A 16,288-nucleotide genomic window follows, 5' to 3' on the forward strand; every position below is an offset into this window, starting at 1 on the left:
AATGCCTCTTAAGAACAGTGGACACAGCATCTATTTACCATCATTTTGCTAATGAGACCTAACTAGTTTAGCAATACCTTAATTGGAAGGCTTCGGTAAATTGCTTTGCAACTCTTTAATTACGTCAATCGCTGAATCAAAATCAAAACTTTCAATATCATCAGCAAGCGATCGGTACTTATTAGTGGGGGCAAAGCTCTGGATTAGCGCTCTGTTGTCGATAAAGCAAGCCTCTGACTCCCCATCAAAATCTTCCAATAGCGACAGCAACTTATCGAGTGTCTCAACATACTGCTCCAAATTCTCAACTGATCCCGATTCTTTCTGCTGAGCTGGCGGCACAGTTGCAGCCAAATAAGCACTTAACGCATCAATCAGTTGATTAAGTTGCGGTTCAAATTCATTAATTGAGCTTTTAAGATCGGCTACGTTAGGCTCACTTTCTGCGAAGGCCGTTTCTAATATCTGCGCTTTTTCCTGTATGGCACTGGCACCAATATTTCCTGCGACACTTTTTAATGTGTGCGCAACCCGCTCTGCTAAGTTGTAGTCTTGCTGCTCTAGAGCTTGTCTGAGCTCATTGGCTGCATTGGCGTGATTTTTAACAAAGCGTTGAATTAACTCTTGATATAAGGTTTTGTTACCTGCGACTCGGCTCAGCCCAACTTCAACATCTAAACCCTCGATATCGATGATGACTTCTTCTTGGTCGCTGCGCGCTGCGAACTCAACATGTTGTTCGCCTAATCCGCTGCGAGGGCGAATCCACTCTGCCAATGTTTGATAAAGGGCTTCGACATTGATTGGCTTGGCTATATGATCTTGCATGCCTGCATTGATGCATCTTTCTTTGTCACCTGCCATCGCATTTGCGGTCATTGCGATGATAGGCAGTGTGTCGAATTGACTTTCTTGGCGAATTTCTTTTGTCGCTGCAAAACCATCCATTACTGGCATTTGAATGTCCATCAAAACAATATCGTATTGATTGGCTTTTATTTTTTCGACAGCGATTAACCCATTTTCTGCCACCTCGACTTGCATGCCACAGCGCGAAAGCAGTTCAGTCGCCACTTGTTGGTTAATCTCATTGTCTTCAACCAGTAATACATTTGCTCCCGATACTTTTGCCACCAGGGCGATATGTTGGTCATCTAATTTGTTGTTCGGTCTAATGGCCACTGCTTTGCCGATCGCTTGTAAGGTCGCATCAAGCATGGATGAGCTGGATACTGGCTTGCTGAGCAGACTTTCTACTTTGTTTGCAGTTTGGTGTGGTATCTCTGAGATATCATATGAGGAGACGAGAATCACTTTTGGTGGTGAGGTTAATGACTCGTCAGAGTGGATAATATCACTTAGCTCGATACCATCCATAGAAGGCATTTTCCAATCGATGTAGGCGATTCTAAATGGGTGGCCTTGCTTTTCATGTTTGGTGATAAGTGCTAAAGCTTCAGCGCCCGACTCCGCCAATATCGGCTCGAAAGTCAGCGATTCAGCGGTTTGCCTCATGATCAGACGAGCGACTGGGCTGTCATCGACGATCAGTACTGGCAGGCCGGTTAAATCATCATCTAGCGCTAAAGGTTTACTTTCTACTTCTGTGCTGAGGCCGGCTTTAATCGTGAACGAAAAAGTACTGCCTTGTTCTGGCGTACTTTCCACCCAAATATCACCGCCCATTAACTGGCTCAAGTTTTTACTGATGCTGAGACCAAGGCCAGTGCCGCCGTATTTTCGCGTTGTAGAAGCATCTGCTTGGCTAAATGATTGGAACAGTGCATTTATTTGCTTTTTCGTCATGCCAATCCCGGTATCGGAGACACTGAACAGCAAGGCAACATCTTCTTTTGAGGCCTCTTGTAAAGACACTTGAATGACGATTTCTCCTTGCTCGGTAAATTTAATCGCATTATTGACTAGGTTAATTAAAATCTGGCCTAAGCGTAGTGGATCGCCAATTAACCCCCTAGGTACGTCTGGTGTGATGGAGATGAGCAATTCGAGGTTTTTCTCGCGCACTTTAACGGTGACTAGGCTAATTAATGTCTCTAGTGTTTCATCTAAATTGAATGGAATGTTCTCTACTTCGAGCTTACCCGCTTCAATTTTTGAAAAATCGAGAATATCGTTGATGATGCCAAGGAGTGCATTGGCCGCCGAGTTAATTTTGGTTACGTAGTCATGCTGACGTGGAGAGAGTTCCGTCTGTAGCGCCAGGTAACTCATACCAATAATTGCATTCATGGGCGTGCGGATTTCATGAGACATGTTGGCGAGAAATTCGCTTTTGGCCTTGCTGGCCTCATAAGCTTGCTCTCTCGCATCGACCAGCTCAGTAATATCTGTCGAAACGCCCCCGACTGCAAAGATGTTTCCGTCGGAGTCATAGACGGGGAACTTAAAGGAAATATAGGTAATGACTCTCCCATCGGGTTCGGTTAGCGTTTCCTCTACTTGTAATGTTTCACCTTGCTCCATAACCTGCAAGTCGCTTTGTCTGAGCATGTTCGCCGTTTCTTCGGGCAACAAATCCGCATCTTTAAGACCAATCCCCGACTCTTCAGAGCGACGAATTTCCTTCTGCCATACTTTATTGACCAGAATGTAGCGGCCTTCGATATCTTTTAGATAGATCAAGGCAGGGGAGTTGTCGAGTACGGCTTGGAGCAGCTTTCTTGATTCGGCCAAGTCCTTTTCGGTTTTCTTACGCTGAGAGACATCACGCAGTGAGCTGGCAATTAAAGTGCCGTTGTCAGACTCAATCGGGCTGATATTCACTTCCACTGAAATCTTCTGTTTGTCTTTGGTTAAAACATAAATTTCAGACTCTTTCTCGTTAAAATAATCATGAATAGAAGAGATAAAAGGTCGAGTATCTTGAGCGTATCTGCCCCGATCTTCTTCTGGCACCAGTATGGATGAGTACTGACCTACCAGCTCGGCGCTTTGGTAACCAAACAGTTTCTGCGCTTGGTTGTTGAGCATAACGATTAACCCATTTTCGTCGGCGACCACCATAGGATCGGGCGCTAATTCCAGCAGGTTATAAAACTGATCTTTGGTTTTATTCAGTTCTTCCGTTCTCTCTTCCACTTTGTCTTCTAACTCATCGCGCGCGCGTAAAAGCGCAGTATTGGCCCTATGTCCAATCCATGCGTTGATGGCCATTAAACTGAGTGACAAAATCAAGGTGACACCTAATACTGAATACATGGTATTTTGTGAAATATCAGAAGATTGCAGCGCTTCCTTTTCATCGATATCGGTGACTAAACCAAAGCCGAGCTCGGCATCCCATGTCCATGCGCTTAAGACGAGGTTGTTGCGGTAGTCGTTGATGCCAGCCGTGTCTACGTCACTTGCGCCTGTGATTACGCTTTGAATGTTTGGGCTAAGTTGAGCTAGGTCTACTTGTTGGTCAGAATCGTTGCGAGTTGCAGGGACGGTCAGGCGAACATTAAGTATCGAACTTTGATCATTATCTAATACACCACTTTGTTTGAGCTGATTGATAAAGCGACTTTCAGAAAGCAGAACTCCGTCCGACTGAACTACATAAGTCTCACCAGTCTCACCAATTTGGCCTTTGGCTAAAATGCTAGAGTATTCTCCTTTCGGATCGGTAGAAGCGATAACCGCGGCTATAGCTTTCCCTGAATAATCAACCACAGGCGCCGCAAAATATATTTCCACCAGACCATTGGTTGGATTGCGTTTAGGCGGAATAAAGACGGTTTCTCCCGCAAATACGCGCTCACGTAAGATGGTAGATAGATGAGCAAGTGGGGGAGAGTTATCAAATACCGAAGTACCATCGGTCAATACCATATGGAAAGTCCAGTCATCTTCACCGAGTTTTTGTCTATCGAGTAACGAGCCTACGTTTTTGTTCGCTGCAAATGTGCTGTTTGGCTTACTACTATTTGACAACGAGGTTGATGCAAAGAGTGTTTTTAATCCGGTTTCATTGGCGATAAGTGTGACTAACTGTAAACGACTTTTTACCCAGTAATGTAAGGTGTCGTGGGTAGCATGAAGCACAGTAACCAGTGCTTGCCCTGTGCGTTGTCGTGCGATTTGCTCCTCTTTAGCAAGTGAGTCCCAGGTTAATGCCGCAATCGCCATCAGCAATGTACTGACACCTAGCATGGCAAATACTCTTAGTCTGCCTGATTCATATAAGGTCAGCACATCGCCACTTTTACGACTTAGATACCAAGCCAAAAGCAAGAAAAATACCGCTAAGCCAAGTGTAATGCTCACTAGCGACACGATAGGCAGTTGTGCACTCTTGGCAGAAATAGTAGGGGCAATGAGACTTTCCAGTTCAACACTGACCCATTTTTGTCTAAAAGCATCACGTTGTGAGGGAGTAATGGTGCCCAGTACTTGGTTAATAATCGTGACTAACTCTGGCCAATCCGATCTAACCGCAATGGATAGCTGATATTGATAGCTGGTACGGAAGTTTATTTTGAGGTTATCCAATGCGAGCCGATCGACTTTATCTATCGCGGTTAGCTGCCCCGCGATCACCGCGTCTAAAGTGCCGTTTGAGACTTGCAGTAATCCGTCGCTAATATTCTCAATCTTAACGATATTGGCTTTTGGGTAATTCGTTTCTAGCCATTCGGTGCTGGCATAACCTTTAATCGCGCCTATTGTCATATCATTTAGTTCGCTCACGCTGGAAAAGTTTGCTGCTGTTCGTTGCGTGATAACCACGGTTGGTATGGTTAGATAGGGGGTTGAGAACAGAAAGTCGGCTTCCCGATCAGGGGTATGAGCCAGTGCAGGTAAAATATCTACCTCGCGCTTTTTGGCTGTGTCTAGGGTTTGTTCCCAACTTTGGGTGGGAACAAAGTTAAATTCGATACCCAATTGGTCACCGATAAAGCGCATGTACTCGGCTGAAATGCCGCTGTACGAGTTTGTCTCATCAGTAAATTCAAATGGACGCCAGTCGGGGTCTCCGGAAATTCGAATAACTGGGTGCTGGTTAAGCCAAGCATGCTGTTCGGGACTGAGGTGTGTTGCGACTTGCGAGTAGGTGACAGGCGCACTAGGTTCTGTTTGTATCCAATCGTCGAGGATTTCTAAACGCTCTTCACGAGTGATCGAGACAATAGCCTTAGTTAAAATACTGTGTAAAATCGGTTTGCTACCATTAACCAGCATTAGCAGAGGTTGGGTCCCCATCTCGGATGAAAATGAGCGAAAGCCGGATAAAGCACGCTCTTTAAGATAGTATTCGATAACGCTTTGAGAGTCGATTGTCGCATCAGCCCGCCCTTCAAGCACCAGTTCAATCGCTTCGAGTATCGAATTGGTGCGTATTAAGTTTATTTCAGGTCTCTTTTGGCTGATGATGTCAGCAGTCGCATAACCTTGTGGAATGGCAAGAGTACGGCCGTTGAGGTCGTCCATCGTCCGTATTTCGGAACCTGATTTGACGTAGACATATTCCTGTAACACGGTGTAGCTGGGCGTGTGCAATCCATAGGTACTTCTGTCATCTGAAAAATAGGCGGCAGCAATGACATCAATTTGAGCTTTAGCCAACATTTGATGTAGTTGAGAATAGGTTCCCGGAGGAGAAAACTCGATTATCAGTCCCGTTTTCTTTGCGATTAGATGAAGGACATCAATAGAAATACCCACTTGTTCACCATCATCGTTGGCGAAATTGAACGGAGGCCAGTCTGTTTCCTTACCTATGGTGATGGTGGGATTTTCGCTAATCCAGCGCAGTTCTTCTTGAGTTAGATAAAGTTTTTCGGTTTGTCGTGCCAAGTTCTTTTGAGGTGGACTTATGCCATTATCGACAGGGATCAAGGATTGCGAAAGACGGTTTTCTAGATAATCAATAAAGTCATTGATCGCCCGCTTTCTCTGGGCAGTATTTTCTATGTAATCGATGGAATCTAGTAATAATTGCGCATCTTGCGATTCTTGAGCTAAAACCAGCTTGATTGTGGTTTTTTCTAGCGCAGTCACAGATTCATGGATTCCGTCAATTAGGCGAATGTAATCAACACCGTTGCTGCGACCCATGCGTTTAATCTCCAACAGGCTAGTGTCAAATTGCTTTACTGCTTTTTCATACCTGTCGAGCCAGCGTATATCGCCACTGTGGCTATATGTGATAATCGCGCTGGTTGCCACTTCATCTTGTAAGCGCAAATTTTGGGTTAATTCAATAAGGCGTAGTTCAGCGACGTTCTCTGATATTTGCTCACTTTCTTGCGCCCAAATGGAAAAACAACTGATAAACAGCAGCGTGAACATGCCCCATAGGAGGTAATGAATGCTCATCCTATTTTTCATAATGAGCCTCCCTCGTTCAGGATGTTGGGATCAAACCCATAGCGGGTCAAAATGGATTGGTACTCTTCGGTTTTTCGGTACCTAACCACTTCATTTTCGAGCGTTGCGACCAAGCTGGTGGCATTTGGGTGAGCTTTAGAGACCGCGATCGTCACGGGGAGGATAAATATTGCGTGATCAAGTGCCTCAAATGCTTTTGACACACCAAGCGTTTGAGTGACGGATTGGACGAAGTTTTTATTGTTGATGAGCATATCAAAATTGCCAGATAGCAATCCTTTGAGCTGCTCTTCTGAATCGTTGACATATTCTTTATGCAGGTAGTTTGCAGAGTCAAACTCGGGCCCATATGTCCAACCGAATATAGTGCCAATTTTATACGGTGAGAGCTGGGGTAATTTACCTTCAAAGCGGATAGCACTATCAGCCCGTACGATGACATCTTGTGATTCGTAGATATGAGGTGTATCGGTAAAGTAGGCGACTTTACGGCGTGACTCGGTACCAGTGAGGTTGACGACGATGTCTTCTTTACCTGCTGCGATATTGGCGAGCAGTTGTCTCATATTTGGGTACTGGGTCGCTTGGGTTTGATAGCCGAGTGAGTGAAGTATCGAAACGACGACTTCATAAGACGCACCACGCAATTCGCCATTTTCATCGTGAAAATAGAAGGGTGGAAAATCTTCGGGAACTCCGATACGCAATAAGGGTTTGCTGCTGTCTGCAATTGCGAATGATGAAAACTGGACAACGACAACGCACAAAAGGGAATTTAGCCAATAACGCATACTATTTTCTTCTTATAGATTCACTGACAATGCGCTCACTAGGTAAGCTTATTGTATTAGTATAGATAGTGGTTGCGAAAAGTTGTGCTAAATCGGCAAATTAGCAGTGATATTTTTCTTATAAATCAGAAAAGTATCACTGCTGAATAGCGTTTAGTTGAATGAAAAATCGACAACCAACTGAGGGCCCAGTGTCGGCTCTTGGATACTAACGGTATAGAGCGGCTTACCTACCCGTTTACTCTTTATCGAGGATGTAAAGCGGGTGGGAAAATGATTAGTTGGTGTTGGCCTCAGCGATTAGAATCTTACGTAACAGCTTGGCAAGTTGCTGTTGTTCAGTTTGGGTTAGGACGTCAAGCATATTATTCATGTTCGCGACATGATCATTAAGTGCTTCATCAACGAGTTTGCAGCCTTGGCGGGTCAGAATGACTTTACAGCTGCGCCTGTCTTGTTCACTGAATACACGCTCAATAAGACCCCGTTTTACCAAATGTTCAATACGAGTACTGACCGCTCCCGACGACAGCATCAAGGTTTTGTATAGCTCGGTTGGGGTGATTCCCGTTGTTTCACTGCGGCGTATTGTCGCTAAAATATCAAATTCAATACTACTTAAATCATGTTGTTTAAACACCTGATCTAATTTAGTTTTCCAAGCAATACTTGTACGACGTAATCGGCCTACAACCCCCATAGCAGAGCAATCTAAATCCGGACGGACCTGCTCCCATTGAGCCAATATGGTATCAACGCTATCTGACGACATGATTATCTTCCGTGTGAATATCTTTTTAAAAAGATACTTGATCAAAAGTTATACTTCCATTACTTTATAAAAAGTATCTTTTGCGAAAGATACTTTTTATAAAGGTTTTGGAGTCGAGATGATGAATGGATTGGATCAAATTAAAACGTTGGCGCTAACCGCGATCGCACCCATTGTGTGGGGAAGCACGTATATTGTGACTACAGAGCTATTGCCCCCAGAGAGTCCGTTGCTCGCCTCGACAATTCGCGCTCTCCCGGCTGGTATCTTGTTGGTGATGTTTAGTCAAGTGATGCCGCAGGGGAATTGGTGGTTTCGCTTAGCTCTGCTTGGTTTTCTCAATATCGGTTTGTTTTTTTGCTGCCTGTTTTTTGCAGCAACGTCTCTTCCCGGAGGTATGGCTGCAATGGTGATGTCAGTACAGCCGATCGTGGTGATGCTACTGAGCTGGAAATGGCTCAAGAGTCGTTTGTCATTGAATCAACTGGTGGCCAGTGGATTTGGAGTGTTAGGTGTTGCACTTCTGGTGCTAAATAGTGCTGCGCAGTTAAGTCTCCAAGGAATCGTGGTGGCGCTGATCGGAACCTTGAGTATGGCATCCGGTGTGGTACTGACTAAGAAATGGGGGAGACCTAAGGGGATGACTCTACTTGGTTTCACAGGCTGGCAACTGCTGTTTGGTGGTGTGATGCTATTGCCGACTGCTTTGCTGATTGAGGGGCTCCCGAGCCAATTCACGTTAGAGAATTACCTGGGCTATTTCTATCTTAGTGCCGTCGGAGCCATTGTCGGTTATTTGCTGTGGTTTCGTGGTATAGAAAAATTACCGCCGGTATTGGTTTCATTTCTCGGTTTTCTTAGCAGCGTCTCTGCGTGTGTTTTAGGATATGTGATCCTAGACCAAACAATGACCTTGTCCCAGCTATTTGGTGCGTTATCAATAATGCTCGCCATTGGGCTATCTACGTCAGTAAATCCTACAGCGGATAACAAATTTAAACTCACTATTTCGTCAATGAGAAGGAAGGTATTATGAACATCACTATTGTCTCAGGCAGCCAACGTGCGAACTCACAAAGCCTCAATGTGGCGCGTTATTTACAATCTGTCGCTAAACCACACTTCGAGCAGATCGAGATTCTCGATTTACATCAACTTAACTTGCCCCTATGGAACGAAGGAGTGTGGCAAAAAAGTGCAGAATGGCAACAGTGGACACCGATTGCTCAAACTCTGCAACAGTCCGACGCAGTTGTGCTCATTTCACCTGAGTGGCACGGGATGGCTACGCCAGCATTAAAGAACTTTCTACTGCTGACTACAGACGAAGAGCTGGCCCATAAACCCGTTTTATTGGTCAGTGTTTCTGCGAGTATAAATGGTGTTTACCCAATCAGTGAGCTGCGTATGACAGGAAGTAAAAATAACCATGCTTGCTTTATCCCTGATCACTTGATGTTCCGTAATGTGGAAACTTTGCTCACGCAGAACAACCAACTGACGGATGAAAAAATGCATCAGCGCAGCCAATATACCCTAGGACTACTGGCGAGTTACGCACGCGCATTGGCTCCTGTCCACCGCGATATGGTTTCTGCTGGCAAAGAATTTCGCTACGGAATGTAGAGTTTTACAGTGTAAAGCACTGTGCTTGGTGAAACCTGTAACAACCTATTCAGCACTTGGTGCTTGCTGAATAGGTTTTGCAATACAAATCGTTGTATTCACAGTTGCATTACACCGACTTACTTTGATTTGCGCGCGAACCAAGCATGAACTAACCCAGCTTGGTAAAATTGAGTGACAGCTTCAAACTCACCCTTGCTAATAATGGTTTTCACCTCCTCGGGAGGCAATATAGCTACGTCTTTCTTCCATGATGAATGGGTTTTTTCGACCGCATCCTTAGGCCGCTTTCCTTCATGTAGCATGTTAACCCAAACGTTTAGCAACGCCCGATATTCCGATGAATCCATGTCTGATGAGAGATCGGCGCTCACTAACAGTCCGTTTGATTTTAATCGCTCGGCAATCTGGGCAAAGAACTCACTGCGCTCCGTTCTATCCACAAAAAATTGCGAGACCATAAAACAGGTCGCGGCATCATAACGTTCAGTTTGAGGGAGCGACTCTAAGTATCCTTGATGGAATTCACAACGCGATACAAAACCTTCTTTTTGCGCTCTAGCTCGGCATACATCGAGCATGGCACCTGATGGCTCTACTGCAGTAAATCTCCAGTGTGGAAAGCGACTAGCCAAATAGGAAAGCTCCGCTCCTGCGCCTAATCCAACACAGACGACATGAGCATTCTGAGGTAACTCGGACAAAATCCATTCCAGTTGAAAATATAGACCTTGGTGTATTGGGGCCAGTTTTTGCTGTTGCGCCTCATAGCCAGACGCTTGATTATCAAAAACAGCTTTAAGCTCTTCTTGGTTCATATTCCCATGATTCCTTTAGTGAGTGTTTGAAATTGGCTTTTACATTTCAGCTATTCAGTGTTTGTGAGCACTAACTTTCATTTGTGTCTAAAGGGGCGTGTCTATCACATTCTTTAACTTGCGCTAAACGCTGTCTAAATTGCTGATCAAGATCGGCGAGAGATACTGCTTCAAGTTGGCTAAGAAAGGTTGCTCGCGAACGTTCAAGTGCACTCATCAATGTTTCATCGGCAATTTGTTGAACCAGACAGGTGGCTTTTTCGGTTTCAGGTGCAATAGCAAATAAGCGCGGCATCCCCAATGCCTCATACAGACCAAGTAGAGTGATCTGATCTGTGGGTACGGCTAATTCCCAGCCACCATTATGACCTTTGGTTGATAGCACATAGCCTTTGTCTCTTAGGCCTGCCATGGTTCGTCTGACAACCGCCGGATTGGTATTGAGCATCTTCGCCAATAGATCCGATGTGAGTGGCTTTTTACTGTCTTGCATGTGTAGCAGTGCGTGAATAACGCGCGAGAGTCTAGAATCGGTACGCATATCAAACTCCATATTCATGTTGCTTTAAAAGATACATGAAACTAGAATGAATTTCACGATACTTTTAAAGTTACATATGGTGTAAAGATGACTCAATCATTCCCAGCAAACAGATGGCAGGCACTGTTGTATTTATTACTCGCTAACTTTCTCAACATTCTTGATGTGACCATCGTTAATGTCGCGATTCCGAGAATTTATCTCGATATGGATATCAGCCCTTCTCAGGCACAGTGGGTGTCGGTGATCTATTTAACTGGCTTTGCTGCGTGTCTGTTACCCTTTGGCAAGCTTGGTGATATGTACGGCAAAGTGAGGTTATTTCAACTTGGTCTCATCGCATTTATCGTCACGTCGTTACTCTGCTCTATGTCACCGAATATCGAGACGCTTGTGTTCAGCCGGCTTGCTCAGGGCATTGCCAGTGCATTAATGGTGCCTCAGGTACTGGCCATCGCAGTGACTTTGTTTCCCGATCAAGAAAAAGTGCGAATGTTCGGTTATATCGGCATGGTAAGTAGCCTTGCGTCTATTCTTGGTCCAGTTGTTGGGGGAGGATTGATAACCTTAGACCTGTTTGAGTTGGACTGGCGGTGGGTATTTTTGATCAATATTCCGATTGGAGCCGTTGCGTATTTTGGTGTTAAACATACTTTAACTAACGAAGTGGTTGCTGATAAACCGCGTATTGATTGGGTCGGCAATGGGCTGGTTGTCTTAATCAGCGTGCTTTTCATCGTCCCGATGATCGAAGGCTATAGCTTGAACTGGCCTGCTTGGTTGGTTGTCCTCTTGGTTATGTCCGTGCCGAGTTTTATCTTGCTCAATACTTGGTTAAAAAGCTCGCTAAAAAGGGGCCGTCCGACGCTAATCTCTAAAGGTCTTTACCAAAACCGAGCGTTTATCAGACAAATCTTTTTCTTGATGCTGTTTGGTACATCAACACCTGGATTATTTTTTGTATTAACCAACTATTTGCAAAGCCACTTGCTGTTTACTCCTTTTGAGTCTGGGGGTGTCACCTTTGCCTTTCCGCTCGGCGTGTTCATCGCTTCTGCGCTGCTAAAGGGGCGCTCAGCTAGGTGGCAACGCTATCGAATTTTCGCTGGCTGTTTGGTACTCACTATCAGCTGGACTTTGCTTTATTTCTCCATTGGTAATGTCTCTTCAAGTGAGGATTTTCAGTGGCTAATGGTGCCTTTTCTGTTGGGCGGATTAGGTATGGGTAGTGCCATTATTGCCTTATTCCAAACGATCATGGGCCTCGTCGATAGTCGTGATTCAGGAACGGCTTCGGGCGCTATGCAAGCTCTACAGCATGTTGGTATGGCGGTTGGCATCGGACTTATTGGGCAGATTTACTTTATTAGTCTTGATGTGTTTGATTCTGCTCTTGTTGCTATGAAAAATAGCTTGCTGTTTTGTGTGATTTTGTTGAGTGGGTTTACTTTAAAATCTCTGCATGACTTGTATCTCGAGCAAGGGATGCGTTTTCAACTTAAATGATGCGATAACAAAAAGCCGCGCAAATATGCGCGGCTTGGTATTTCTAAATCCTTGTTCTAAATCGTTGGTCTGCTAACTTTGACACTCTGCTGGCGCTGCCTTGTTTTGGCGTAGTGCGAGGATCGCTTGTGGCAGTAACGACATCACTATCATGCCGATCATCAAGCTGTACTGGAATGGCGTGAACGATTCACCGAGCAGTACCAAACCCGACACAATCCCCGCAATAGGGTTGGCAATTCCGCCAAAGGTGAAGTCAACCACAGACATACGTTGCAGCAGCCATACATACATGCCGTAGCCGAGCGCGGTATTTAATCCAACCACCCATAGCAGGCCAGATAGGTTAGTCATTGAGAAGTTGTCAAAAATTGCTGCGTATTTAGCGGGTTCCATAACGCCCTGCACACCAGCGGCAATCGCGAGAATCACACCGCCTAACAATAACTGCCAGGTGAGTACTGTCCACCAGTGCATGCGGTGACCGAGTGACTTAGTCAGTGAACTGCCGACGACAATACACATGATCGCGGCCAGCATCGCACCTAAACCAATAGGATTTAGACTGATCGAACTTGGGTCAAACAACATCCAAGCAAGCATAATCAAGGTTGCTCCAGATATCGCTTGGATCAGCCCCGGACGGTGTTTATTGATAAGCCAGTTGTAGATCATGGCGAAAACAGGCACCGAGATCATACCCACTCCAGAGATAGCGGATGGCAAAGTCAGCGCCATCACAAAGATCAGACCAAAGAAGGTCGCGATGTTAATAAGCCCTAGGCTGAACAAGATTTGCCAATCGCCTTTTTTCGGCAAGCTTGGTCTAAATGCCAACAACAAAAGACCGGCTGGCAGTGCGCGAATCGCACCCAGTAATAGAGGTGGCCAGTCCGCAAGCGTATATTGCGTAACGGCATAGGTCGTTCCCCAAAAGAACGCCGGAATCATGGCAAGTAATATATTCATAACAATTATCTTTACGTTAAGATACTTTTGTGAGGAATGTACGCCTAAAAACGCTGTTTGTAAAGTATCTTTATGTTAAGGTATTTCAAATGGCATTTTGTTACTGGAGACACATATTCATGGACGCTATTGACAGAGTAGTAGAGCAGTGGGCTAAGGAAAAGCCGGATCTAGAAACCGAGCCTATGTCGATCATGGGTCGATTGATGCGCATTGCTAAATATATGGAGACAGAAGTCGCTCAACTGCACAAGCGTTATGATTTGAAACTCGGCGAGTTTGATGTGCTGGCAACATTACGTCGCAGCGGTAAACCGTTTCGTCTTACCCCTTCTGAATTGATTGACTCTATGATGTTAACATCCGGTGCGATGACCAACCGTTTAGATAAACTTGAATCTAAGGGGTTGATTGTTCGTGAACACAGCAAAGAAGATCGCCGCAGTGTGACAGTAGAATTGACTCAAGATGGCTATGTGCTAATCGATAAGATTATCGAAGAGCATGCTGCAGTACAGGAGAAGCTGGTTAAGGGAATTAACTCCAACCAGAAGAAGCAGATCAACACCATCTTAAAAGGTTGGCTGACACAATACGAATAACCACGGTCACTCGATTTTAGTCGTCAAATAAAAACGCCCTCATGTCACTTAATCACACTGAGGGCGTTTTCAATTATTGCTAAACTTAGCCGTTACATCGCCTCATCGCTGTAGAGCTGTGCGTAGTCGATGCCGCCGAGCGCACAAGATTCATCAATATCCGACAAATCGCCGCTGACTCCGACGGCGCCGAGAATGTTTTTCTCTGCATCGCGAATCAGTAGCCCACCCGGAACGGGCACCATATTGCCGTGTGCGAGTACATTAACGGCGGAGATAAACGCAGGGCGGTTGTCTGCATCTTGAGCGAGTTTGCGTGAGGAACAGCCGAGCGCGAGTGCTCCCCAAGCCTTTGCAATTGCGATATCTGGTCGCATCATGCTTGAGCCATCTTGGCGTTGCAGTGAGATGAGTTTTCCCCCACTGTCGAGAACGGCCACCGTAAGCGGTGCGCTTTTGTTGTTGAAACCTGCCTGAAAGGTCCCGTCAATGACGGAGAGTGCTTGCTCTAGAGTTAAACTTCCCATGTTATCTCCTGTTAATGTTCTACCTTCCTAGTCCACGTAACACCAAGCGAATAATTGCTTAGTTGGCATTCATTCGCTTGGTAGCGTGTACTTGGTTGGTATTACGCAGCCCCGTTGAGAAGCTGGTAGCTTGGTAAGGTCAGGAAGGTGGCAAACTCTTTTGCCGTTGACAGCTCGAAGAAAAGGTCAGCGGTTTGTTCAAAGCGGCCTGCTGCAAATCGAGCATTGCCCACTTCCTGTTTGATAGTATTGAGCTCTTGATACAGCCATTTGTAGAACAGCTCTTTGGTAAAGATTTGGCCATCATCCAGTTCAACGGCGTGATGAATCCATTGCCAGATGTTGGCTCGTGAAATTTCAGCCGTAGCGGCATCTTCCATCAGGCCATAAATAGGCACGCAGCCTTGGCCTTGAATCCAAGCCTCAATGTAGTAAAGCGCAATGCGAATGTTCTTACGCACGCCAGCTTCGTCACGCGAACCTTCGCATGGTTTAAGCAACAGATCGGCGCCGATTTCATGAGTTGGACTGACGAAATCAAGTTGATTCGGTTTGCCAGCAAGATTTTTTTCAAATACCGACATGGCTAAGTCAACCAGAGCAGGGTGCGCAACCCAAGTGCCGTCATGGCCGTTACGTGACTCACGCTCTTTGTCTTCGATAACCTTGGCGGTGACTCGCTCCATTTCAGCAGGATCTTTAGCGGGAATGAAGGCTGACATACCTCCCATGGCTAAAGCGCCACGTTGATGGCAAGTACGCACTAACAATTGGCTGTAGGCATTGAGAAACTCTTTATCCATTCCCACCACATGGCGGTCTGGAAGGATACGATCGGTGTGATTTTTAAGTGTTTTAATGTAGCTGAATATGTAGTCCCAACGGCCACAGTTCATGGCAACAATATGATCGCGCATCGCGTAAAGCATTTCATCCATTTGGAATACAGCCGGCAAGGTTTCGATCAGTACGGTCGCGCGAATGGTACCGCGCTCTACGCCAAAGTACTCTTCGGTAAAAGAGAAAACGTCATCCCACCATTGTGACTCTTCCATACTTTCGAGCTTGGGAATGTAGTAGTAAACGCCCAGCCCTTGTTGCGCGCGCGTCAGATAGTTGTGGTAGAAGTAAAGCGCAAAGTCCATCAAACAGCCAGGAATTGGCTTATTGGCGAATTGAATTGATTGCTCCGGCAGGTGCAGGCCTCGTGGGCGGGCAATCAGTAGGGCTGGATTATCACTGAGCTGGTAATGTTTGTTTTTTGCTTCATCGTGATAGCTAATCGTGCCAGCGTTGGCATCGCGCAAATTGATTTGGCCTTGAACCATATTCTCCCAAGTGGGAGACGAAGCATCTTCAAAGCAGCACATAAACACTTTTGCGCCGGAATTCAGGGCGTTGATCACCATTTTTCGATCGATTGGTCCGGTAATTTCGACTCGGCGATCAAGCAGTTCCGCTGGTGGTGGAGCGACTTTCCAGCTTTTATTTTCACGGATCGCTTGGGTATCTGTTCTGAAGTTGGGTAACTCGCCAGCGTCAAATCGTTGCTGTTGTTCTTCTCGCGCGGCAAGTAGCGCATCTCGGCGTGGGGCGAATTTTTCGACCAGTTTGGATAAGAAAGACAGAGCCTCGTGATTGAGAATCTCTGGGTACTCAGGGTTGTCCATACTGCCGATTACTCGCAGACAGGCGGTTTCTTCTCTTTCTGCTACGTCGTTGATATTCATTGTTCGTCTCCTTTAAACAATACCTTTTGATTTTGTGTACAAAAATCATATTTCACGAATACTTATATTTTAA

At 45.6% G+C, this 16,288-nt stretch carries 12 protein-coding genes; 4 read left to right on the forward strand and 8 right to left on the reverse strand.

Going from position 1 to position 16,288, the window contains the following annotated elements; all coding sequences use genetic code 11:
• Positions 1-78: 78 nt before the first annotated feature.
• The 3 genes from TW81_RS18880 to TW81_RS16010 form a co-directional block, all read right to left on the reverse strand.
• The gene (locus tag TW81_RS18880) at positions 79-6,333 is read right to left on the reverse strand and encodes a response regulator (protein WP_052706229.1); all 6,255 of its coding nucleotides are present in this window, start codon (positions 6,331-6,333) and stop codon (positions 79-81) included.
• Positions 6,330-7,124, reverse strand: a complete 795-nt coding sequence (locus TW81_RS16005) for a substrate-binding periplasmic protein (protein WP_045956736.1) — start codon at positions 7,122-7,124, stop codon at positions 6,330-6,332. The genes TW81_RS18880 and TW81_RS16005 overlap by 4 nt, the downstream gene beginning before the upstream one ends.
• 277 nt (positions 7,125-7,401) lie before the next feature.
• The gene (locus TW81_RS16010; protein ID WP_045956737.1) at positions 7,402-7,896 is read right to left on the reverse strand and encodes a MarR family winged helix-turn-helix transcriptional regulator; all 495 of its coding nucleotides are present in this window, start codon (positions 7,894-7,896) and stop codon (positions 7,402-7,404) included.
• Positions 7,897-8,017: 121 nt separating this feature from the next.
• Between TW81_RS16010 and TW81_RS16015 the strand changes: the two genes are divergently transcribed.
• Both TW81_RS16015 and TW81_RS16020 read left to right on the forward strand, forming a co-directional pair.
• On the forward strand, positions 8,018-8,932 hold the full coding sequence (locus TW81_RS16015) for an EamA family transporter (protein WP_045956875.1): 915 nt from the start codon (positions 8,018-8,020) through the stop codon (positions 8,930-8,932).
• Positions 8,929-9,522 (forward strand): NADPH-dependent FMN reductase, encoded by a 594-nt coding sequence (locus TW81_RS16020; protein ID WP_045956738.1) that lies wholly within the window; start codon positions 8,929-8,931, stop codon positions 9,520-9,522. Before TW81_RS16015 ends, TW81_RS16020 begins: the two co-directional genes overlap by 4 nt.
• A gap of 119 nt (positions 9,523-9,641) precedes the next feature.
• On the opposite strand, the gene TW81_RS16025 is transcribed toward TW81_RS16020, so the two are convergent.
• Together TW81_RS16025 and TW81_RS16030 are read right to left on the reverse strand one after the other, a co-directional pair.
• A complete protein-coding gene (locus TW81_RS16025; RefSeq protein ID WP_045956739.1) occupies positions 9,642-10,340 on the reverse strand; it encodes a class I SAM-dependent methyltransferase in 699 nt (232 codons plus the stop codon).
• A 70-nt stretch (positions 10,341-10,410) separates the two neighbouring features.
• A complete protein-coding gene (locus tag TW81_RS16030) occupies positions 10,411-10,881 on the reverse strand; it encodes an Rrf2 family transcriptional regulator (protein WP_045956740.1) in 471 nt (156 codons plus the stop codon).
• An 87-nt stretch (positions 10,882-10,968) separates the two neighbouring features.
• On the opposite strand from TW81_RS16030, the gene TW81_RS16035 reads away from it, so the two are divergent.
• Entirely contained in the window at positions 10,969-12,387 is a 1,419-nt protein-coding gene (locus TW81_RS16035) for an MFS transporter (protein ID WP_045956741.1), read from the forward strand.
• Between the two features lie 72 nt (positions 12,388-12,459).
• Here TW81_RS16035 and TW81_RS16040 read toward each other — a convergent pair whose 3' ends face one another.
• The gene (locus TW81_RS16040) at positions 12,460-13,356 is read right to left on the reverse strand and encodes a DMT family transporter (protein WP_045956742.1); all 897 of its coding nucleotides are present in this window, start codon (positions 13,354-13,356) and stop codon (positions 12,460-12,462) included.
• 119 nt (positions 13,357-13,475) lie between these two features.
• Between TW81_RS16040 and TW81_RS16045 the strand changes: the two genes are divergently transcribed.
• Positions 13,476-13,958 carry a MarR family winged helix-turn-helix transcriptional regulator gene (locus TW81_RS16045; protein ID WP_045956743.1) on the forward strand — a complete coding sequence of 161 codons (483 nt, stop codon included), beginning with the start codon at positions 13,476-13,478 and terminating at the stop codon, positions 13,956-13,958.
• A gap of 92 nt (positions 13,959-14,050) precedes the next feature.
• Here TW81_RS16045 and TW81_RS16050 read toward each other — a convergent pair whose 3' ends face one another.
• Positions 14,051-14,485, reverse strand: a complete 435-nt coding sequence (locus TW81_RS16050) for a GlcG/HbpS family heme-binding protein (RefSeq protein WP_045956744.1) — start codon at positions 14,483-14,485, stop codon at positions 14,051-14,053.
• A 101-nt stretch (positions 14,486-14,586) separates the two neighbouring features.
• Positions 14,587-16,215, reverse strand: a complete 1,629-nt coding sequence (gene aceB / locus TW81_RS16055) for a malate synthase A (protein WP_045956745.1) — start codon at positions 16,213-16,215, stop codon at positions 14,587-14,589.
• Positions 16,216-16,288 lie beyond the last annotated feature (73 nt).

Origin of the sequence: Vibrio galatheae (assembly GCF_000967545.1) — a bacterium.
GTDB classification, from domain to species: Bacteria; Pseudomonadota; Gammaproteobacteria; order Enterobacterales; family Vibrionaceae; genus Vibrio; species Vibrio galatheae.

Excerpts from the sequence above, each read along its gene's own strand:
- TW81_RS18880 (WP_052706229.1), bottom strand. The coding sequence starts at position 6,333 with ATGAAAAATAGGATGAGCATTCATTACCTCCTATGGGGCATGTTCACG.
- TW81_RS16005 (WP_045956736.1), bottom strand. The coding sequence starts at position 7,124 with ATGCGTTATTGGCTAAATTCCCTTTTGTGCGTTGTCGTTGTCCAGTTT.
- TW81_RS16010 (WP_045956737.1), bottom strand. The coding sequence starts at position 7,896 with ATGTCGTCAGATAGCGTTGATACCATATTGGCTCAATGGGAGCAGGTC.
- TW81_RS16015 (WP_045956875.1), top strand. The coding sequence starts at position 8,018 with ATGAATGGATTGGATCAAATTAAAACGTTGGCGCTAACCGCGATCGCA.
- TW81_RS16020 (WP_045956738.1), top strand. The coding sequence starts at position 8,929 with ATGAACATCACTATTGTCTCAGGCAGCCAACGTGCGAACTCACAAAGC.
- TW81_RS16025 (WP_045956739.1), bottom strand. The coding sequence starts at position 10,340 with ATGAACCAAGAAGAGCTTAAAGCTGTTTTTGATAATCAAGCGTCTGGC.
- TW81_RS16030 (WP_045956740.1), bottom strand. The coding sequence starts at position 10,881 with ATGCGTACCGATTCTAGACTCTCGCGCGTTATTCACGCACTGCTACAC.
- TW81_RS16035 (WP_045956741.1), top strand. The coding sequence starts at position 10,969 with ATGACTCAATCATTCCCAGCAAACAGATGGCAGGCACTGTTGTATTTA.
- TW81_RS16040 (WP_045956742.1), bottom strand. The coding sequence starts at position 13,356 with ATGAATATATTACTTGCCATGATTCCGGCGTTCTTTTGGGGAACGACC.
- TW81_RS16045 (WP_045956743.1), top strand. The coding sequence starts at position 13,476 with ATGGACGCTATTGACAGAGTAGTAGAGCAGTGGGCTAAGGAAAAGCCG.
- TW81_RS16050 (WP_045956744.1), bottom strand. The coding sequence starts at position 14,485 with ATGGGAAGTTTAACTCTAGAGCAAGCACTCTCCGTCATTGACGGGACC.
- aceB (WP_045956745.1), bottom strand. The coding sequence starts at position 16,215 with ATGAATATCAACGACGTAGCAGAAAGAGAAGAAACCGCCTGTCTGCGA.